The organism is Armatimonadota bacterium, assembly GCA_031459855.1.
In the GTDB taxonomy this organism is placed as follows: domain Bacteria; phylum Sysuimicrobiota; class Sysuimicrobiia; order Sysuimicrobiales; family Humicultoraceae; genus Fervidifonticultor; species Fervidifonticultor primus.
Map to the genome: position 1 here is coordinate 2,977,508 of JAVKHP010000001.1, position 20,262 is coordinate 2,997,769.

A 20,262-nucleotide genomic window follows, 5' to 3' on the forward strand; every position below is an offset into this window, starting at 1 on the left:
TCTCCAGCGGTAGCCTACTCCGGCGTTGTCGCCGACACCAGCGTCACCACCGTCGCGCCCTCGTCCCCCTCCCCGCGGCCACCCAGGCGAAAGCGCCGCACGTGGGGGTGCCCGCGCAGGAACTGGTGCAGCGCGGCCCGCAACCGCCCGGTGCCCTTGCCGTGGACGATCGTGACGGCCGGCAGGTTGGCCCGCACGGCCTCGTCGAGGTACCGGTCGACCTGCGCGAGCGCATCGTCGACGACGAGGCCCCGCACGTCCAGCGACAGCGGCACGGCGGGCGGCGGTGGCGCGATCACCTGCGCCGCCGGGCGCAGGTCGGCGGCGGGCTCCTGCGGCCGCCGCAGCACGGCGCGAGGCACCCGGGTGCGCAGGGCCCCCACCTCGACCTCGACCTCGTCGTGGGCGTCGGGGCCAGCACGCACGATGCCCACCGCGCCAAGCGGCGTCACCAGGACGGGTTGCCCGACCTCGAGGGCCTCGGGCGGCGTGCCCGATCCTGCGGCCGCGGCGTCGACCGGCAGCGCGGCCAGCACCGCGCGCAGACGGTCCCGCGCGGCCCGGGCCGCCGCCTCGGTGCGCGCCGCTCGCGCCTGGGCCAGGATGTCCTCGACCTCCCGTCGTGCCGCCGCGACCAGGGCCTCCACGGCCTGCCGCGCCTCGGCCAGCCGTTGCCGGCGCGCGGCCTGCAGGCGATCGGCCTCCTCCTGGACCCGCGCCGCCGCCTCTTCGGCCCGCCGGCGCGCCTCAGCGGCCGCCGCGCGGTCACGTTCAGCCGCCGCACGGTCGCGCGTGAGGTCCTCCAGCACGCGCTCGATGGCCACCTGCTCGGGCGCCAGGTACGCCCGGGCCTGCGCGACCACGTCGGGATCGAGGCCGAGGCGCTGGGCGACGATGAGGGCGTTGCTGCGGCCGGGCAAGCCCAGGCGCAGCCGGAACGTGGGCTGCAGCGTCTCGACGTCGAACTCCACCGAGGCGTTCTCGATCCCCTCGTGCAGCGAGGCCAGCATCTTCAGCTCGTTGTAGTGGGTCGTCACCACCGTGCAGACGCCCCGGCGGTGCAGGGTCTCGATGATCGCACGCGCCAGGGCCACCCCCTCGGTGGGATCGGTGCCGGCCCCCACCTCGTCCAGCAGCACCAGCGCCGGCGGGGCCACCCGGCGCAGGATCTCGACGATGGCACCCATGTGCGCCGAGAACGTCGAGAGGTTCTGCGCGATGGACTGCTCGTCGCCGATGTCGGCATGGACCTGCCGGAAGACGGCCACCCGGCTGCCCTCGGCGGCGGGGATGGCGAGCCCGGCCTGGGCCATGAGCACCAGCAGCCCGATGGTCTTCAGGGTGACCGTCTTGCCGCCGGTGTTGGGCCCGGTGATCACCAGGGTGCGGAAGCGCGCCCCGAGCTCGACGTCCACGGGCACCACGCCGGCCTCGCCGCGGGTCCATGCCAGGATCGGGTGGCGGGCCGCGCGCAGCTGCACGACCCCGTCGTCGGCGACCGCGGGCAGCACCGCCCGCAGGCGGGCGGCCAGCGCGGCCTTGGCGTTGAGCACGTCGAACGCGGCCAGCACCTCGACGTTGACGGCAAGCGCCCGGGCGTGCGCGCCCACCTGTGCCGAGAGCCGGGCCAGAATGCGGGCGACCTCGGCCGCCGCCGCCGCCGCCAGTTCCCGGCGCCGGTTGCCCAGCGGTACGACCGCCAGGGGCTCCATGAACACCGTGGCGCCGCTGCTGCTGACGTCGTGGACCAGGCCCGGGAACTGCTGACGGTGCTCGGCCTTGACCGGCACCACGAAACGATCGCCGCGGGTGGTGATCAACGGCTCCTGCAGCAACCGGCTGACGGCGGGGTCGCGCACCAGCGCGTCCAGCGTCGTGCGCAACCGGCGCTCCACCTCCCGCTGCTCGGCACGCACACGTTGCAACTGCGGCGAGGCCTCGTCGCGAACCTGCCCGCGCTCGTCGAGGGCACGCCGCAGCTCGGCCACCAGGTCGGACAGCAGTTGCAACCGCGCGCCCTCGGCCGCCAGGCGCGGCGCGCGCGCGTGGTGGCGCTGCAGGAACTGGTGCACGGCGCGGGTGACCTCCAGGGTCTGCGCCACGTCCAGCAGCTCCTCGGGCTCGAGCACGGCCCCCACCGCCGCGCGCTGTGCGGCGGCGCGCACGTCGCGGGCGCCCCGCACCGGGATCTCGGCCTCGGTGGCCAGCGCGACGGCTTCGGCGGTCTGCGCCAGGAGGGCGCGTACCTCCTCGAGGTCATCGACAGGCGCCAGCGCCAGCGCGCGCTCGCGCCCCATGGAGGTCACGGTGAGGCCCGCCAGGGTCTCCTGGACCCAGGGGAACTCCAGGACGCGCAGCGTCCGCGCGTCGGCCGGCGTGCTCATGCGGGAACCGCGTCGCCGGCGGCGAGCAGGGTCAGCACCGCCGGGGCCACGTCGGTGATGGCGCGCACACCGCGAAACGCCGCCCGCCCCGGCCCCACGACCAGCACGGGCACCGGGTTCGTCGTGTGCTGCGGCGAGCGCGCGTCTTCCAGGTTACCGTGATCGCTGGTGACGACCACGGTGGTGGCGGCGTGGCGTGCCTCCAGCACGCCGGCCAGCAGGTCGTCCACCATGCCCACGACCTCGTCCGCCGAGAGCCCCCCGCGGCCGTGCGCGGTCAGGTCCGTCAGGAAGAACTCGAAGAAGACGAGGTCGTAGCCGGCGGCCAGGCGCGCCAGGCACCGACCGCTTGCGCGCGGCGTGGTGACGGGCACGGCGTGGCCCCACGCCCGCAGCCGCGCGTTGGTGAGATCGTGGAAGACCGCCCGGCCCTCCCGAAGGTCGTCCACCGACCGGAGGGGCACGCCGGCTGCCTGGGCGGCGAACGTCACGGCGGCCATGCGCAGACGCCGCGTGGCGATCGCCGCGAAGTACTCGGGGCTGTAGGCGTTGGCCAAGGCCACGCGCCGTCCGCGCCGCACCAGCCGGGCGAACAGGCTGTGCGTACGGAGCAGGGCCCGCAGGCCCGCGGTGGGGTAGGCGGTGACGTGCCGGCCCTCGATGGCCGGCGCGTTGAGGCCGCACAGCAGGGCGGTCTGTCCCGTGGCGCTCTGCGGCAGGCCCGGCACGCCCAGCTGCGCGTCGGCGGCCAGGAGCAGCGCACCGTCACGCTCGACGCCCCCGGGCGCGACCAGGGGGCCGCCGAGCACCTGCTGCAGCACGGGCGTCCCGGCCCGCGCCAGCGGGTTCGTGGCAGGGTCGTTGGGCCCCAGGCCGACGCCGTCGAGGAAACAGAACAGCACAGACACGGCTCACCGCCCCGGCCCAGGACCGTCGGCCGCCCACTGGACGCTCGCGCCAGACACGCGCATGGGCATGCCTTCATTATAGGCGGGGAAACGGTCGCGAGAGCGCCGGCGATCCCGCAAGCCCAAAGCGCCACGGGCGGTCATGCGCCGCTGCCACCCCGACCCGCGGCCCTGCCAGCACCGCGCCGCGACGGCGTCCGCCGGCGGCCAGGTAGAGCGGCGGCGCGGTGAGGTCGGCGCCGTTGTGACGGCGGTCGACGCCAAAGGCCCGGGTGAGCCTGGCCGGGCCTGCGGCCAGGCGCGCCGCCGGCACCGCCGGACCGACGCCGCGCAGGCGTCGCATCCGCGCCTCCCCTTCGATCGGCTCGACGGCGCGCAGCAGCACCGCGCCGGGGACGCCCGGCCCTCCCGTGACCACGTTCAGACACCAGTGCATGCCGTAGGTGAAGTACACGTAGGCCACCCCGGGCGGGCCGTACATGATGGTGCTGCGGGCGGTCTGGCGATAGGCATGGCTGGCCGGATCGTCCGGCCCGCGGTAGGCCTCGGTCTCGACGATGCGCCCGACCAGGCGGCCCTGGGGCGTCTCGTGCACCAGCAGACACCCCAGCAGCGCCCGCGCCACGACCACCGCGTCCCGCGCGAAGAACCGGCGCGGCAGCGGACGGTAGGGCGCCGGCCGGGTCCGGCGTCGGCTCACGCCCGGCGGCGGCGGGAGGCCGCCGGGCGGCGCAGGACGTCCTTGAGCGTCGTCAGGGGCAGCGTGTTCAGCACGTCCCGGGCCTCGAGCCAGCCGCGCCGGGCCATGCTCACGCCGAACACCATGTGCCGCAGGTGACCCACCTGGTGAGCGTCGGTGCTGATCACGAAGCGGGCCCCGCGCTCGCGGGCCATCCGCACGTGGGTGTCGTTGAGGTCGAGCCGCTCCGGGGCGGCGTTGATCTCCAGGGCGGTGCCGGTGCGCACCGCAGCCGCCACAACCGCCTCCAGATCGACGTCGTACGGTTCCCGCTGCCCCAGCAGGCGCCCGGTCGGATGCCCCAGCACGTGGACGCGTCCGGTCTCCAGGGCGCGCACGATGCGGCGGGTCATCTGCTCGCGGGGCATGGTGAGCCGGGAGTGCACCGAGGCCACCACCACGTCGAGCTCGGCCAGCACGTCGTCGTCGTAATCCAGCCGGCCATCGGCCAAGATGTCGCACTCGGTGCCGATCAGCACCGCGATGCCCAGCCGGTCCGAGAGCCGCCGGACCTCGGCGGCATGGCGCCGGAGCTCGTCGGGCGGGACGCCGCCGACGAACTTCAGCGACTGCGAGTGGTCGGTGATGCAGACGTACTCGTACCCCAGCGTCTTCGCCGCCTGGGCCATGGTCTCGGCGCTCTCGGCACCGTCGGACCACTTCGTGTGGACGTGCAGGTCGCCGCGAATCGCCTCCAGCTCGATGAGCGCGGGCAGGCGGCCGGCCTCGGCGGCCTCGAGCTCGCCCTGGTCCTCGCGCAGCTCCGGGGGGATCCAGGGCAGCCCCACCGCGCGGTAGACCTCCTCCTCGGTGCGCCCCGCCACGCGGTGCGCGCCGCGCCAGACGCCGTACTCGTTCACCTTGAGCCCCGCCCGCACGGCACGCTCGCGGAGCTTCACGTTGTGCTCCTTGCTGCCCGTGAAGTACTGCAGCGCGGCGCCGTAGGCGGCCGGCTCCACCACGCGCAGGTCGGCCTGGATGCCTGCGTCGAGGATGACGCTGGACCGGGTGGGGCCGTGGGCGAGCACCTGGGCCACCTGGGGCGCGCGCACGAACGCGTCCATGACCGCCTCGGGCTTCCGGCTGGTCACCAGGATGTCGATGTCCCCGACGGTCTCCTTGCGCCGGCGCAGGCTGCCGGCCACGGCGATCTCCTGCAGCCCCGGCGTCCGCCGCAGGTAGGCCACGAGGTCCTCGGCCAGCGGCAGCACGATCCCCAGCGGCCGGCGGGCCGCCGACCGGCGCAGCACGGCGATCCCCTTCAGGATGTTCTCCTCGGTCTTGGGTCCCATGCGGGGAAGCGTGCGGAGCTTCCCGGCCCGGGCCGCCGCCTCGAGCTCATCGACCGTGGTGATGCCGAGCTTCTGGTAGAGCAGCAGAGCGGTCTTGGGGCCCACCTCGGGCACGGTCATGAGCGTGGTCAGGCCGGGCGGCAGCGTCCGGGCCAGGTCCTCGTAGGCCTGGATCGTGCCGGTCCGCAAGAACTCCTCGACCTTCTCGGCGATGCTCTGGCCGACGCCGGGGATCTTCGTCAGCTCGCCGCGGGCCGCCACCTCCGCGATGTCCTCGGTGAGGCTCTCGATGGCGCGGGCCGCCCGGCGATAGGCGTTGATGCGGAAGATCTGCTCGCCCTTGATCTCCAGCAGGTCCGCGATCTGCTGCAACCGCTGGGCGACTGCGCGGTTCTGCATGCGCCACCCCACCCGGGCGCGGGGCGCGGCGCCGCCCCGCGCGTGCCCCTACAGCCGATGACCCGCCCCCACCGGGACCAGCGGCACCGGGCTGCGCGCGCGCAGGGCCTCGATGGTCACGCGCTGCGCCTGCGCCAGCGGGCGGACCAGCAGCGACCGCTCGACGTCCCGCATGCCCCCCTCCCCGAGCGGCGAGGCGAGGAAGAGCCCCGCCAGCGCCATACCCCACGCCGCCGCCTTCACCAGGCCCACCAGCGCGCCCAGGACCTGGCCGGTCACCTCGGGCCGCGCCGCACCCCCCACGACGCTGAAGAGCACCAGCAGCAGCCCGTAGATCACCGCGACGACGAACGCGAACGCCGTCGTGCGCGCCCAGTCCCGCGGGAGGTCGCGCACCAGCCCCATCAGGGCGCTCGCCAGCGGATCGACCACCGCCGGCACCAGCACGCAGGCTCCCACGTAGGCGACCAGCACGGCGACCGCGCCGAACGCCGCGGTGGCGGCGCCCTTGAGCAGCCCCTGCAGCACGAACCACAGCGCGAGCGCGACGACGATCCAATCGAGGTACGTCATGCGGGCTCGCCTCCTCGTGCGCTCACCCGCGGATCGTCACGGGCAGGCGGGCGGGGAGGGTGACCGTCAGACGTCGCATGACCTCCTCCACCTCCTCGCCGGTCAACGTGCGATCGGGCGCGCGCAACGTCAGCGCGTAGGCCAGGTTCCGCGTCCCCGGCGCCAGCGGGGGCCCCGTGTACACGTCGAAGAGTTCGACAGCCTCCAGCCATTCTCCCACGACCTCCCGCAGCGCCGCTTCCACGACGGCATGGGGCAGCGTCACCGGCGCGACCACGGCCACGTCGCGGCGCACCGCGGGGTGGCGCGGTGGGGCCACGAACCGTGGGTGCAGCATGGCGCGATCGAGCAGCGCCTCGAGGTCGAGCTCGGCCACGTAGGTGCGGCCGGGGAGGTCGAACCGCGCGGCGACGTCGGGGTGCAGCTCGCCGGCGACGCCCAGCGCGGTGCCGTCGAGCAGCAGGCGGGCGGCCCGGTAGGGGTGCAGCCAGGCCGGCCCACCCGCGTGCACTTCCAAACGCCCGGCGTGCAGCTCCCGCACCAGCGTCTCGAGGACGCCGGTCAGGTGGTAGAAGGTGACCGCGCGCTCGGCCTCCGGGACCTGCCAGTCGCGCACCAACCAGCGTCCCCGCAGGAGCAGCGCCAGGGCGCGGCGTTCCGCGATGGCGTCCCCGGCTCGCCGGAACACCCTGCCGATCTCGAACAGGTGGATCGCCGGCTGCCGGCGGCTGGCGTTGATCCGGGCAGCCTCCAGCAAGCCGGGCAGCAGGCAGGAGCGCAGATGGGTATGGTCGGCGACCAGCGGGTTCTCGATGGGCACCAGCTGGCACCATGGGTCGTCGGGCGCCACGCCCAGGCGCTCCACCAGCCGCGGATGCACCAGCGACACGGTCATCGCCTCGGTGAGCCCGGCCCGGATCAAGATGTCGCGCGCCGTGACCTCCGCCTCCAGGCGGGCACTGCGCCGCCCCTGCGCCAGCGCTTCCACGGGCATCGTCTCGGGAATGCGCTCGTAGCCCCAGTGCCGCGCGACTTCTTCGATCAGGTCCTCCTCGCGCTCCAGGTCGCGCCGGCCGACGGGCGGGACGGCGAGGATCGTCGGACCGCTCTCTGCCGGGCCGGGCGTGACCGCCAGGCCCAGGCGCGTGAGGATCTCCACGACCTCCTCGGCCGGCACCTCTGCCCCGAGCACCCGGCGGACGCGCGCCAGGCGTAGCCGGATCGCCGGCCGGGCGACCGGCGCGGGGTAGGCGTCGACCGCACCCCGCAGCACCCGCCCACCGCTCAGCGCGGCGATCAGGCCGGCAGCCCGGCGCGCCGCGCGGGGCGTCAGCTCCGGGTCGATCCCCCGCTCGAAGCGCGCCGACGCTTCGGTCCGCAGGCCCAGGCGCCGGCTGGTCCGCCGCACGCTGGCGGGCGCGAACGCGGCGGCCTCCAGGAGCACGGTCGAGGTCGCGGCCGTGATCTCGGTCTGCGCGCCGCCCATGATGCCCGCCAGGGCCACCGGCCGATGCGCGTCGGCGATGACCAGCATCTGGGGGTCGAGCCGGCGCTCGATGCCGTCGAGCGTGGTGAGCACCTCACCGTCGCGGGCGCGCCGCACGACGATGCGGCTGCCGAGCAGCCGGGCCAGGTCGAAGGCGTGCAGGGGCTGGCCCCATTCCAGCATCACGTAGTTGGTGACGTCGACGACGTTGTTGACGGGCCGCACGCCCGCCGCCTCCAGGCGCGCCGCGAGCCACTGGGGCGAGGGGCCGACGTGCACGTCCGCGATCACGTGGGCGATGTACCGGGCGCACAACTCGGGCTCGACGATCTCGACCGCGGCCCGGTCCGCTGCCGGCGGGTCGTGCTCCTGCACCGCGTCGTCGGGCAGCCGCACCGGGCGGCGGGCCCAGGCCGCCAGCTCGCGGGCGATGCCGAGCAGGCTCAGCAGGTCTGGCCGGTTCGAGGCGATCTCCAGGTCGAGCACGACGCTGCCACGATCGTCGACGTCCACACGGTCCACGCCCAGCCCGAGCATCGGGAGCCGCTCGACCAGGACCTCGGCGCCCTCGGGCAGGTCGACGTAGTCGCGCAGCCAGTCCAGCGGGACCCGCATCAGAACTGCTCCAGCATCCGCAGGTCGTTCTCCCAGAACAGGCGGATGTCGGGAATGCCATAGCGCACCATCGCCGGCCGGTCGATGCCCAGCCCGAAAGCGAACGCGGTGTAGCGCTCCGGGTCGATGCCCGCCAGCTCCAGCACGCGCGGGTGGAACATCCCGCACCCGCCCAGCTCGAGCCAGCGGCCTTCGAAGGTGACGGCCAGCTCGGCGCTGGGTTCCGTGAACGGAAAGTAGCTGGGCTGGAAGCGGGTGCGCGCCTGCGGGCCGAACATCTCCCGGGCGAAGGCGGCCAGCACGCCCTTCAGGTCCGCGAACGTGATGCCCTCGCCGACCATGAAGCCGTCCACCTGATGGAAGACCGGCATGTGGGTCGCGTCCATGGCGTCGCGCCGGTAGCACCGCCCGAAGGTCAGGATGCGCATGGGCGGGCGGCGCTCCAGCATCACGCGGACGTCCACCGCCGTGGTCTGGGTGCGCAGCAGCCGGTCGCCACCGAGGTAGAAGGTGTCCTGGGTATCGCGTGCGGGATGGTCGGCGGGCATGTTCAGGCGCTCGAAGTTGAACTCCTCGGTCTCGACCTCCGGCCCCTCGACGACCTCGAAGCCGAGCCCGATGAAGATCCGTTCGATCTCCTCCAGCGTGCGACGGAGCACGTGCCGCCGGCCCAGCGGTCCCCGACGACCTGGCAGGGTCACGTCCAGGGCTTCGGCGGCCAGCTGGGCAGCGGTCGCCTGCCCGGCGAGCGCCGCGCGCCGGGCGGCCAGGGCCGCGTCCAGCCGGGCGCGGGCCGCGTTGAGACGCGCCCCGGCGGTGGCCCGCTGCTCCGGAGGCAGTGCGGGCAGCAGCTTCATCAGCGCGGCCAGCCGGCCGCGCCGCCCCAGCACCTCGCGGCGCAGGGCCTCCAGCGCGTCGGGCGTCTGCGCGGCGTCCAGGCGTGCCAGCGCGTCCGCTACCAGCCGGTCGAGCTCGTCGAGCTGCTCGTCGATCCGCATGCCCGTGGCCTCCCCAAACAGCGACGGCGCCCTCGCCCGCAGGGGCGAAAGCGCCGCTTCCGCGATACCACCCTTCTTCGACCAGACCGGCAGGCCCGGTCCTCTGGTCCCGGTTACGGCGGGAATCCGGCCAGGCCTACTGGCACCCCGAGGCGTTCAGCCCGGCGGCTCCGGAGGGAACTTCCCGACATCTGCGCTCGAGAGGGCTCGCAGTCGATGGCCCTCCCTCCCTGCTCCCAGACCCATCCGGGACGAGGCAGGCTGCCGGTACTCGCTCCGTCATCGCCGACGGTCTTCAGTTGAGCGAGAGCCAGCGGTCCAGCGCCACACGCGCCGCGTAGCGGTAGCCCAGATACGCCCACACCGATCCGGTGGCCACGAAGAGCTGCCAGCAGAACTCGGCCGACCAGCGCGGCATCGTCTGTGCCCCCGCGTGCGCCCGTTGTCGCGCCAGCAGCCCGCCGCCGCGTTCGCTCCAGCGTAGGACCGCCGCGCGACGGCGCGAGTATAGCACAGCGTCGTCGGACGACGCAAGCAAACCGGTCCCGCAGCACTACCCACCTCCGTGCCCGCGCACGCGCCGTGCGACCTCGTAGAGCAGCAGCCCGGCGGCCACCGCGACGTTCAGCGACTCCACCGGGCCATAGAGGGGAATGCGCACCAGCTGGCCCATGTCCGGCCAGCTCGGATGCGGACCGGACGTCTCGTTCCCCACGACGATCACCAGCGGGGGCTGCCAGGGCACCTCGGTGTAGACGAGCGTGCCGCGCGGGTCGGCGATGTAGATCGCGGGGCGCGCAGCGCGCAGGAACTCCTGCAGGCGCGCGCGGCCGATCTGGACCATGGGCAGGGCGAAGGCGGCGCCCATGGTGGCCCGCAGCGCCTTGGGGGCGAACGGGTCGGCCGTGCCTTCGGTGGTGGCGAAGGCCGTGGCGCCCGCCGCCACGGCGGTGCGCACCATGGTGCCCACGTTCCCGGGATCCTGCACGCGGTCGGCCACCAGCAGGACCAGCTCGGGCTCGCGGACGAGCTCGAACTCGGGCCGTGGCCGCGGCGTGCGGCCGATGGCCACCAGGCCCTGGCTCGTGGTGACCTCGCTGGCGGCCTGCACCACGCGGGCGGTCGCCTGGTAGACCGGGATGCCGGCCTCCCGCAGGCGCGCTACCGCCCGGTGCGTCGCCGAGAGGGCCGCTTCCGGCGCGAACAGCGCCGCCTCCAGGGGCGCGCCGGCGTCGAGCGCCGCCTCGATCAGGCGCGGGCCGTCGAGGAGGATGCGGCCGTCCCGGTCGGGGTGGCGGTGCGCGGCCAGGCGCTTGCATGTCTGGACCAGCGGGTGGTGCGTCGAGCTGATCCGCGGCGGCGTCACAGGCTGGACTCGAGCTTGCTGAGCTGGCGGTTCTCGCCCACGACCACCAGCACGTCCCCGGCGCGCAGCACCGTCTCCGCGGGCGGCGAGATCAACAGCTGCCCGTCCCGACGGATCAACAGCACGCTGACCCCGAACCGGCCGCGCAGGTCGAGGTCGCGGAGCGTGCGGCCCTCGAGGCGGGTCGAGACGCTGATCTCCTCGATGGAGAACGTCGGGGAGACTTCCAGGTAGTCGACCAGGCTGGGCGACGACAGGAGGTGCGCGACGCGCACCCCCATCTCCTTTTCGGGGCGCACGATGAGGTCGGCCCCCACCTTCTCGAGCACGCGCGCCTGGAGGTCGTCCACCGCCTTGGCGACCACCTTCTTGCACCCCAGCTCCTTGAGCACCAGGGTGGTGAGGATGCTCTCCTGGATGTAGTTCCCGATGGCCACCACCACGGCATCGAAGTTGGTGATGCCCACCCCGCGCAGCGCCTCGGCGTCGGTGGCGTCGAGCTGGACGGCGTGCGTCACTTCCTCTGCCACCCGGCGCAGCCGCTCCTCGTCCTTGTCCATGGCCAGCACCCGATGGCCCAGCTGCTGCAGCGTCACCGCCACGCTCCGGCCAAAGCGCCCCATGCCGATCACTGCGAACTCTGCCATGGTATTCCCCCACGCCCTACCGGCGGCGCGCGCTTCCCTGGGTGCCTCCAGGTGTCCCGGGCGCGCCCGCTCGCAGTCTCATTGCCCGGTCATTGCCGCCGTCCACGGCACGTCGCGGCCCGCGCCCCGTGCTAGCCGACGTAGAGCCGTTCCTCGGGGTAGCGGATCCGCACCGGCCGTTCCCGGCGCGTCAGCCCGAACGCCAGCGTCAGCAGCCCCACGCGACCCGTGAACATGGTCACCATGATGATAGCGCGCCCCAGCGGCGACAGGTGGGGGGTCAGCCCTGTGCTGAGGCCCACCGTGCCGAACGCCGACGTCACCTCGAAGAGGCTGGGCAGCAGGTCGGCGCCCTCGACGCGGGTCAGCACCACGGCCATGGTGAACACGAACGCCACGCCCAGCAGCGCCAGGGTGACGGCCTTGTTGATCACGAACGTCGGCAGGCGCCGCCGGAAGAGCACGGGGTCCGGCGAGCCGCGGATCGTGCTGACGATCACCGCCAGGGGCACCAGGAAGGTGGTGGTCTTGATCCCGCCACCCGTGCCGCCGGGCGACGCCCCGATGAACATCAGCGCCACCAGCAGCATCAACGTCGGCTGCGTCAGCGCCCCGACCTCCACGGTGCTGAACCCGGCCGTGCGGGGGGTGACCGCCTGGAAGACGGCCGCGAGCACCCGCCCCGGCCACGGCAGGGTCCCCAGCGTCCTGGGGTTGGCGTGCTCCAGCGCGAGGATGGCCAGCGTGCCCCCGCCGATCAGCACCGCCGTGGTCAGCAGCACCGCCTTGGAGTGGAAGGACAGCCGCCGCGCCAGCAGGTCGAAGTGCACCACGAAGCCCAGGCCGCCGGCCACGACGAGCGCGGCCACCACCAGCGAGACGACGGGATCGGCGACATATGCCGTGAGGCTCCGGAAGCCGCCCATCAGGTCGAAGCCCGCGTTGTTGAAGGCGGACACGCTGTGGAACAGCCCGAGGTAGGCCGCCCGCCCCAGGGACGTCTCGGCGGCGAAGCGCAGGGTCAACAGGACGGCCCCGACGGCCTCGACCGCCAGGGCGAGGACCACGATGCGGCGCGTGAACCGGACGACCCCGCCCACCTGGTAGAGCCCGTGGGCCTCGGTGAGGATGATCCGCTCCCGCAGCCCGATACGCCAGCCCAGCAGCAGCGCCAGCAGGGCCCACGAGGTCATGTACCCGAAGCCACCGATCTGGATCAGCGCCAGGATGACCAGCTCGCCGAAGGTCGAGTAGTGGTCGGCGGTGTCCACGACCACGAGGCCGGTCACGCACACGGCGGAGTTGGCGGTGAACAGCGCCGTGAAGAAGGGCGTGGGGCGCCCGTCCTCGGACGCGATGGGCAGGCTCAACAGCACGCCGCCCAGCACGATGACGCTGGCGAAGCCGACCAGGAGCGACTGTGCGGGGCTCAGCGTCAGACGCAGCGCCCGCGACGGTCGCGGGACTGCCAGCGAACGCGCCATCGGCCGGGTCGCGGGACGCCACGGGCGCCCCGGGAACCGCTATCCCCCCAGGTGGGCCTTCGCCTGGGCGACCAGGGCGTCGAACGCCGCCTTGTCGCGCACCGCCAGATCGGCGAGGATCTTCCGATCGACGGCCACCCCGGCGCGGCGGAGCCCGTTGATGAGCCGGCTGTACGAGAGCCCCTGCGCCCGCGCCGCCGCGTTGATGCGCACGATCCACAGGCTGCGGAACTCCCGCTTGCGCAGCCGGCGGTCGATGCGGGCGCGCGCCAGGGCGCGGGTCGTGTACTGCTTGGCCAGCTTGTACCAGCGGCTCTTCGCCCCGCGGTACCCGCGCGCCAGCTTCAGGATCTTCTTGTGGCGTCGCCGAACGGTGACGCCGCGCTTCACCCGTGCCATCGTCGTCTCACCTTCCCGTGCGACGGTGCGGACGTCGTAGGGGCGCCGGCTGCAGGGCCGCCCCGCGCCCTAGATACCGGGCAGGAGCCGCCGCACGCGCGGCGCGTCGGCCGCGTGGACGAGCCGGCGCTCGCGCAGTGAACGCTTCCGCTTGGGGCGCTTCTTGACCTTCAGGTGCCCGCCGTGTTGACGGCCCCGGGTCAGCGCGCCGGTGCCGGTGACACCGATCCGTTTGGCCGTGCCCTGGTGCGTCTTGCGCTTCGCCACCGCTCGCTCCCGCCTGCCTCACGCCTTCTTGGGGCTGAGGATCATGATCATGTTGCGTCCTTCCAGGGTGGGCATCCGCTCGACGACGCCCACGTCACCCACCTGCGCGGCAAGCCGTCGCAGCAGGTCCTCCCCGACCTTGGGGTGCGCCATCTCCCGGCCCCGAAACCACATGGCGACGCGCACCTTGTGGCCCTCCCGGAGGAACTCGTGCACCTGCCGGACCTTCACCTGGAAGTCGTGCTCGCCGATCTTGGGGCTCATGCGCATGCCCTTGAGGTCGCCACCCCGCGCCTTGCGGTGCGCGTCTCGTTCGCGCTTGCTCTGCTCGTACTTGTACCGCCCGAAGTCCATGATCTTGCACACGGGCGGGGTGGCGGTCGGCGCGACCTCCACCAGGTCCAGGTTGTACTCCTGCGCCTTGGCCAGGGCATCGCGCGTGGGCAGAATTCCCAGTTGCTCGCCGTTGGGCCCGATCAGTCGTACCTCCCGGGCCCGAATGCGCTCGTTCACCCGTATCTCGCGGTCGATGCCCGTCGCCCTCCCGGGTTCCCGTCGGCGCCCCGACGGGATGGTGAAAAACTCAAACGGGGACGGCCGATGCCATCCCCGCAGGAGCGGTGCGCGCCGCGGCCACCCGAGGCGCACCCTCGGGGCGCTCGGGTGAGAAGCGGATGGCTTCTACTTCAGGCCGCACAACCGGGCGGAGTATAGCATTGGCGGGGGACGCCGTCAACGCGCGGGGGCCTGCCTTGCGCTGCCCCATGGAGCCGGGGGCGTCGCGTGGGCCGCCCCGGCAGCACCCGCGCAACCCTGCCTCACGGTCCGGGCCGAGGCAGGCGGCCTCACGTTCGGGCCCGCCGGCTCCAACGGCGCGCATCCTGTGGGCACCGCAGGGCGCCGGGGCCCCGGCCGTGGGCGCACGCCCTGCGCGGGCATTGCACCTGCTCCCCAGATCGGCCCGGGACGGATGGCGCAGAGGAATCGTGCGCCGGGCGCACCGAAGAGAGGAACGCGATGGACGATGGTGCGCTGGTCCGGACAGCGTCGGCGGGGCTGCTGGCCGCTGCCGGCCGGGCGGTCCTGGCGTGGCTGGCGGACGTGGGCCGCGCCGTGGGCATGCTGGCGCACGCGTTCCGCTGGGTGCGACGTGGCCACCTGGAACTCGGCGAGACGATCGTCCAGCTCAAGCGCATCGGCTGGGACTCGACCTTCATCGTGCTGGTCACGGGAGTGTTCGCCGGGATGGTGCTGGCCTACCAGACCTCGGGGGTCTTCCTCAAGTTCGGCGCGCAGGGCTTCGTGGGCGGCCTGGTGGGGGTGTCGCTGGCGCGCGAGGCAGGCCCGGTCTTCACCGCGATGGTCATCGCTGGCCGGGTCGGCGCGGGGATCGCGGCCGAGCTGGGCACCATGACGGTTACCGAGCAGGTGGACGCCCTGCGCGCCCTCGCCACGGATCCCGTGCGGTTCCTGGTCGTGCCCCGCCTGGTGGCCGCCGCCGTGGCCCTGCCCATTCTCACCATGTTCGCCGAGGTCGTGGGAGCCATCGGCGGCTCGGTGGTGGCGGTGGCGGCTGGGATCCCGTCGGGATCGTTCTGGGCGTCGCTGCGGCAGTTCACGTGGACGTGGGACCTCTACGCCGGGCTGGTGAAGTCGGTGTGCTTCGGGCTCATCATCGCCGCCGTGGGCGCGTATCGGGGCCTGTCCGCCACAGGCGGTGCGGAAGGCGTCGGCCGTGCGGCCACCGGCGCGGTGGTCGCGTCCATCGTGCTCATCATGGCCTTCAACTACTTCCTGAACCAGGTGCTCTTCCGGGTGCGGTAGCGCGATGGCCGAGGCTCACCTCCGGACCCCCCAGCCCCCCGCAGACGAGGCGATCGTGGTGGTGCGCGACGTGTGGAAGCGCTTCGGGACCACGCAGGCGCTGGCCGGCGTCAGCCTGGAGGTGCGCCGCGGGCAGGTGCAGGTCATCATGGGTCCCAGCGGGTGCGGCAAGAGCGTCCTCCTCAAGCATCTGGTGGGACTGCTGCGGCCCGACCGCGGCACGATCCACGTCTTCGGCCAGCCCGTGCACGCCCTGCCGGACGAGGACCTGGACGCGCTGCGCATGCGGGTGGGCGTCGTCTTCCAGTCGGCTGCGCTCTTCGACTCGATGACCGTGGCGGAGAACGTGGCCTTCCCCTTGCGCCGCCACCGGCGCCTCGCCGGGCAGGCGCTCCGGGCCCGAGTCGACGAGCTGCTGGCCCTGGTGGGCCTGACGGGTGCCGGGGAGCTGCTGCCGGCGCAGCTGTCAGGTGGCATGCGCAAGCGCGTGGGCATCGCCCGGGCTCTGGCGCTGGCGCCCGACCTGCTGCTCTACGACGAACCCACCGGCGGCCTCGACCCGATCACCGCGCGGACGGTGGACGAGCTGATCCTGCGCCTGCGGGCCGACCTGGGCACCACTGCCGTCGTGGTGACCCACGACCTGGCGAGCGCCTTCCGGCTGGCCGACGAGCTCGCGGTCATGGACGCCGGGCGGTTGGTCGCCGCAGGCACGCCCGCAGCGATCCGGGCATCGGCCCACCCGTTCGTGCAGCGGTTTCTGGCCTCGGGCGCCGAGGTGGTGTCCGCATGAGTCCCGAAGCGAAGGTCGGACTGCTCGCGGTTCTGCTCTTCGTCGCCGCGCTGGCGGGCGCCGTGGTCTTCTTGGCGGGCGGGCCCGGCGAGTTGCTCGAGCCGCGCTACGTGATCCGCCTGCGCGTGAACACCGCCGGCGGGATGGTCGAGGGCGCGCCCGTGCAGCTGGCCGGCGTCCGCATCGGCGAGGTGCGGTCGATCGCCCTGACGCCGGCCGGTCAGGCGGAGATCGTGCTGCGCATCAGGGCGCGGTTTGCGATTCCCCAGGGATCGCGCTTCGCCATCGGCACCACGGGCCTGCTCGGCGAGCGGTTCGTGACGATCACGCCGGGCCCGCCGACGGCGCCGCCGCTGCCGCCCGGGAGCATCGTGGTCGGACAGGAGCCGTTCACGGTCGAGGACGTGGTGGCCCGTGTGGTCGCCGTCGCCCGCCAGGCCGAGGACGCGCTCCAGCAGATCACCCGTCTGGTCGGCGATCCGGCACTGCGCGGGGCGCTGGCCGAGGCGGCGGAGAACGTCCGCGAGGCCACGGCGGTCATGCGCCGGGTGGCCGAGACCACCAACCGCATGGCGCGGTCCCTGGAGCGCACGGCCAGCGAGGACGTGCCCGCCATCGCCGCCGGCGCACGCGCCACGGTCGACGACCTGGCCGCCGCGACCCGCGACCTGCGTGCCCTGGCGCGAGACGTGGCCGCAGGCGGCCAGACCGCGCAGCAGGTGCGCGAGACGGTGGCCGCCGTGCGCCGCGCGGCCCAGGGCATCGACCGGATGGTGCAAGACCTGCAGGGCGTCATCAACGAGCCGCAGGTGCAGCAGGTGCGGGCCTCGCTGCACGAGGCCCAGGCAGCCGTCACCGAGGCGCGGCAGGCGGTGGGGGAGGCCCGGGCGCTGATCCGGCGGGCCGACCAGGTGGTCGAGCGCGTCCATCGCGTCATCCCCGACCGGCTCGAGCTCCCGGACCTGCGCACCAGCTATCGCCTGCAGTACGAGCTGTGGTACACCACGCGGCTGGGCCACGACATCACGTTCACGCTGCTCCCGGACGCGCCCCGGCGGTACATCTTCACGTGGCGGGACGTGGGACAGGCAAACCGCGTCGGCCTGCAGGTGGGCCAGTGGCTCCAGCGGCCGCCGGTCTTCCTGCGCTATGGCCTGGTGGACTCCCAGCTGGGCGCCGGCGTGGACTACGGGACGCCGCCGGGTCCCGTCTACTCCCTGGACCTCTCCAACCTCAACCGGCTCACCCTGAACCTCTACGCGTCCTACTTCTTCCAGCGCGACTGGGGCATCACGCTGCGGGCCACCGACCTGCTGCAGACGTCCACCTTCGGCCTGGGCTACTTCCGCCGGTTCTGAGCACGGGGCCAGTGCGCCGCCGTGGGCGTGGCCGGCGCGCCGTCCTGCCAGTTCCCCTCGCCCCCGTGCACGGTCGCATACCCACGACAGCACGAAAGGGAGCACCGCGCCTTCGCCGGCAGGAGCCCCTGCGGCAGAGAGACCTCGCATACCCTCGACAACACGGGAAAAGAAAGAGAGCACCGCGCCTGCAGTGCTCCCTTGCCATTCGCAAGGCAGCCAGCGGGGTTACTTGCCCTTCTTCTTGGCCGCCTTCTTCGCCTTCTTGGCCATCGAGGTCGCCTCCTTTCGCACACGTGACGGTTCCCCGTCGTCGACGTGTACATTCGCGACGCCGCGACGATTTCCTCCTGCGGTACCGCACCGGCGCGTGACGTCCGAAGAGCACATACCCAGCGCGGCGTCCGTCTAGTCGTCGGGCGCCGGCGTCAGACGCCCAGCACGGCGCGGAAGGCGTCCACCACCACCGGCACGTCGTCGAGCCCCACGTGCCGGTGCGTCACCAGCCGCAGGCGCGTGGGGCCCAGCACGCTCACCCGCACGCCCAGCTCGCGCAGCCGGACGGCGACCTGGCGCGCATCGCGGCCAGGCACCTCGCAGCGGACGATGTTGGTCTGCACGCGATCCAGGTCGACGACGACGCCGTCCACGGCCGCCAGGGCCTCGGCCAGCGCACGGGCGGTCCGGTGATCGTCAGCGAGCCGGTCGACCATCTGCTCGAGCGCCACGATCCCGGCGGCAGCCAGCACCCCGGCCTGCCGCATACCGCCGCCCAGCATCTTGCGGTAGCGGCGGGCGACGGCGATGACCTCGGCGTCGCCGCACAGCAGCGCCCCGGCAGGCGCCGAGAGCCCCTTGGACAGGCACAGCGTCACGGTGTCGGCGGCGGCCGCCAGCCGGGCAGCGGGCACGCCCAACGCCACGGCGGCGTTGAAGAGCCGGGCACCGTCGAGGTGGAAGCGCAGCCCGGCGCGATGCGCGGCCGCCCCTAAGTCGTCGGTCTCTTCGGGCGTGGCGACGGTCCCGCCGTGGCGGTTGTGGGTGTTCTCCAACGACACCAACCGGGCCGGCGCGTGGTGGGGATCGGGCGGGCGCAGCGCCGCCTCGAGCTGCGCGGCGGTGATGACCCCGCGGTCGGTGGGGATCGGCCGCGGGATGGTGCCCGCCAGCGCCCCGAGGCCGCCCGCCTCCATGTTGTACAGGTGGGCGTCGGCCTCGACGATCACCTCGTCGCCCTTCTGGGTCTGGCTCAGCACGGCCACGGCGTTCACCATGGTGGCTGTCGGCATGAAGACCGCTGCGGCCTTGCCCGTGCGCGCCGCGGCCAGCGCTTCCAGCGCGTTGACCGTGGGATCCTCCCCGTAGACGTCGTCGCCCACCTCGGCCCGGGCCATCGCCTCGCGCATCACCTCCGTCGGCTGGGTGACGGTGTCGCTGCGCAGGTCGATGACGCGGTCCACGGCCGCCTGCGGGCGCGAGAGTTCAGCCTTCATCGGACCCGCGGGCGGCCGCGTACAGGCCGATGCCCCGATTGGCGAGCGCCCCTCCGGCGACAGCCATGACGATCAGCAGGACGCCCTTGATCGCCAGGGTCACCAGCGCCGGGCCCGGCTCGGCCGCCTGCCCGGCTGCGGTGACCCGGCCCAGGACACCGGAGGCCACCACGTCGCGGTACGCCATGACGAAGACGGCCACCAGGAACGCCGCGCCCAGGAGGAACACGGCGAGTCCCAGCCACTTCGCCGGTGGGTCGTCTACGGTTCTGCGCATCTCCCTCCCTGCCTTTCCCGGCCCCTCGCCGTCGACCTCCGGCCGCACCCCGGCACCCGCCCGGCGGGTGCAGCGGGAACCAGCCCGCCGAGCCGTCGGCCTGCCACGTCATCCCGGCGCCCCGCGGGTGCACCGGAAGCCGTCTGCCTAGCCGTGCGCGCCGGAGAGCGCCCGGGCGCACGGACACGTCCGCTCCGCGGGGATCGCCGCGATGATCGCTGTCAGCAGGTCGCGCAGCCGGCCGAGGTTGGCAGCAAACGTCTTGAGAACCTCCTCGGCCGTCACCGGGGTCGCGGTGGGGTCGCCTTCCACCCCCACGTCGTAGTCGGTGATGAGCGAGATGTTCAGGTAGCACAGTTCCAGCTCGCGCGCCAGCACCACCTCAGGGTACTGGGTCATGTTGATGACCTCCCAGCCGGCAGCGCGAAACCAGCGGCTCTCAGCGCGCGTGGAGAAGCGCGGGCCCTGCACCACCACCACCGTGCCGGAGGGGTGCGCCGGCAGCCCCAGGCGCTGGGCGGCCTCCCACGCGATCGCGCGCAGCTGCGGACAGTACGGATCGGCCAGGCTCACGTGGATCGTCTCGGGCCCGTCGTAGAACGTATCCTTGCGCCCGGTGGTGCGGTCCACGAACTGGTCGCACAGCACGAACTCCCCCGGGCGCACGTGGGGTTGCAGGCTGCCCGCAGCGCACGGCCCCAGCAGGCGCGTGACACCCAGCTGTTTCATGGCCGCCACGTTGGCGCGGTAGTTGATAGCATGGGGCGGGTACTGGTGCCGGCGGCCGTGGCGGGGCAGGAACGCCACCCGACGTCCGGCGAGCTCGCCCACGGTCACCACGTCGCTGGGTGGACCATAGGGCGTCTCCACGGCGATCTCCTGCGCCCCCTCCAGGAGCGAGTAGAACCCCGAGCCGCCGAAGACCCCGATCTCCGCCTGGGCCACCGCACCACCCCCACA

General features: G+C 73.4%; 20 protein-coding genes. 3 read left to right on the forward strand and 17 right to left on the reverse strand.

What is annotated here, in order from left to right; translation table 11 throughout:
• Positions 1–14 precede the first annotated feature (14 nt).
• The 14 genes from QN157_13750 to infC form a co-directional block, all read right to left on the reverse strand.
• On the reverse strand, positions 15–2,384 hold the full coding sequence (locus tag QN157_13750; GenBank protein MDR7556653.1) for an endonuclease MutS2: 2,370 nt from the start codon (positions 2,382–2,384) through the stop codon (positions 15–17).
• Entirely contained in the window at positions 2,381–3,292 is a 912-nt protein-coding gene (locus tag QN157_13755; GenBank protein MDR7556654.1) for a metalloenzyme, read from the reverse strand. The genes QN157_13750 and QN157_13755 overlap by 4 nt, the downstream gene beginning before the upstream one ends.
• 76 nt (positions 3,293–3,368) lie before the next feature.
• Entirely contained in the window at positions 3,369–3,992 is a 624-nt protein-coding gene (locus QN157_13760) for a DNA-3-methyladenine glycosylase (GenBank protein MDR7556655.1), read from the reverse strand.
• Positions 3,989–5,722: a DNA polymerase/3'-5' exonuclease PolX gene (gene polX, locus QN157_13765; GenBank protein MDR7556656.1), complete on the reverse strand. Its 1,734-nt coding sequence runs from the start codon at positions 5,720–5,722 to the stop codon at positions 3,989–3,991. The genes QN157_13760 and polX overlap by 4 nt, the downstream gene beginning before the upstream one ends.
• A gap of 48 nt (positions 5,723–5,770) precedes the next feature.
• A complete protein-coding gene (locus QN157_13770; protein ID MDR7556657.1) occupies positions 5,771–6,295 on the reverse strand; it encodes a CvpA family protein in 525 nt (174 codons plus the stop codon).
• A gap of 22 nt (positions 6,296–6,317) precedes the next feature.
• The gene (pheT, locus tag QN157_13775; protein MDR7556658.1) at positions 6,318–8,396 is read right to left on the reverse strand and encodes a phenylalanine--tRNA ligase subunit beta; all 2,079 of its coding nucleotides are present in this window, start codon (positions 8,394–8,396) and stop codon (positions 6,318–6,320) included.
• Positions 8,396–9,394 carry a phenylalanine--tRNA ligase subunit alpha gene (gene pheS, locus QN157_13780; GenBank protein ID MDR7556659.1) on the reverse strand — a complete coding sequence of 333 codons (999 nt, stop codon included), beginning with the start codon at positions 9,392–9,394 and terminating at the stop codon, positions 8,396–8,398. The genes pheT and pheS overlap by 1 nt, the downstream gene beginning before the upstream one ends.
• A gap of 295 nt (positions 9,395–9,689) precedes the next feature.
• Positions 9,690–9,812: a hypothetical protein gene (locus tag QN157_13785; GenBank protein ID MDR7556660.1), complete on the reverse strand. Its 123-nt coding sequence runs from the start codon at positions 9,810–9,812 to the stop codon at positions 9,690–9,692.
• A gap of 135 nt (positions 9,813–9,947) precedes the next feature.
• Entirely contained in the window at positions 9,948–10,760 is an 813-nt protein-coding gene (locus tag QN157_13790; GenBank protein MDR7556661.1) for an RNA methyltransferase, read from the reverse strand.
• A complete protein-coding gene (locus QN157_13795) occupies positions 10,757–11,407 on the reverse strand; it encodes a TrkA family potassium uptake protein (GenBank protein MDR7556662.1) in 651 nt (216 codons plus the stop codon). The genes QN157_13790 and QN157_13795 overlap by 4 nt, the downstream gene beginning before the upstream one ends.
• A gap of 131 nt (positions 11,408–11,538) precedes the next feature.
• The gene (locus QN157_13800) at positions 11,539–12,891 is read right to left on the reverse strand and encodes a potassium transporter TrkG (GenBank protein MDR7556663.1); all 1,353 of its coding nucleotides are present in this window, start codon (positions 12,889–12,891) and stop codon (positions 11,539–11,541) included.
• A 39-nt stretch (positions 12,892–12,930) separates the two neighbouring features.
• Positions 12,931–13,290: a 50S ribosomal protein L20 gene (gene rplT / locus QN157_13805; protein MDR7556664.1), complete on the reverse strand. Its 360-nt coding sequence runs from the start codon at positions 13,288–13,290 to the stop codon at positions 12,931–12,933.
• Between the two features lie 69 nt (positions 13,291–13,359).
• Positions 13,360–13,557, reverse strand: coding sequence for a 50S ribosomal protein L35 (gene rpmI, locus QN157_13810; GenBank protein ID MDR7556665.1), 198 nt, complete (start codon positions 13,555–13,557; stop codon positions 13,360–13,362).
• An 18-nt stretch (positions 13,558–13,575) separates the two neighbouring features.
• Positions 13,576–14,070 (reverse strand): translation initiation factor IF-3, encoded by a 495-nt coding sequence (gene infC, locus QN157_13815; protein MDR7556666.1) that lies wholly within the window; start codon positions 14,068–14,070, stop codon positions 13,576–13,578.
• Between the two features lie 504 nt (positions 14,071–14,574).
• Here infC and QN157_13820 point away from each other — a divergent pair.
• Genes QN157_13820 through QN157_13830 form a run of 3 tightly spaced genes read left to right on the forward strand, consistent with a single transcriptional unit; the run spans position 14,575 to position 17,532 of the window.
• Positions 14,575–15,381, forward strand: a complete 807-nt coding sequence (locus tag QN157_13820) for an ABC transporter permease (protein MDR7556667.1) — start codon at positions 14,575–14,577, stop codon at positions 15,379–15,381.
• Positions 15,382–15,385: 4 nt separating this feature from the next.
• A complete protein-coding gene (locus QN157_13825) occupies positions 15,386–16,174 on the forward strand; it encodes an ATP-binding cassette domain-containing protein (protein ID MDR7556668.1) in 789 nt (262 codons plus the stop codon).
• The gene (locus QN157_13830) at positions 16,171–17,532 is read left to right on the forward strand and encodes an MlaD family protein (GenBank protein ID MDR7556669.1); all 1,362 of its coding nucleotides are present in this window, start codon (positions 16,171–16,173) and stop codon (positions 17,530–17,532) included. Before QN157_13825 ends, QN157_13830 begins: the two co-directional genes overlap by 4 nt.
• Before the next feature lie 428 nt (positions 17,533–17,960).
• Here QN157_13830 and ltaE read toward each other — a convergent pair whose 3' ends face one another.
• From ltaE to QN157_13845, 3 genes are all read right to left on the reverse strand, one after another.
• Complete coding sequence (gene ltaE, locus QN157_13835) at positions 17,961–19,025, reverse strand: low-specificity L-threonine aldolase (protein MDR7556670.1); 1,065 nt, start codon at positions 19,023–19,025, stop codon at positions 17,961–17,963.
• Positions 19,015–19,302, reverse strand: coding sequence for a hypothetical protein (locus QN157_13840; GenBank protein MDR7556671.1), 288 nt, complete (start codon positions 19,300–19,302; stop codon positions 19,015–19,017). Before QN157_13840 ends, ltaE begins: the two co-directional genes overlap by 11 nt.
• A gap of 147 nt (positions 19,303–19,449) precedes the next feature.
• The gene (locus tag QN157_13845) at positions 19,450–20,247 is read right to left on the reverse strand and encodes an S-methyl-5'-thioadenosine phosphorylase (protein ID MDR7556672.1); all 798 of its coding nucleotides are present in this window, start codon (positions 20,245–20,247) and stop codon (positions 19,450–19,452) included.
• Between the last annotated feature and the right edge of the window lie 15 nt (positions 20,248–20,262).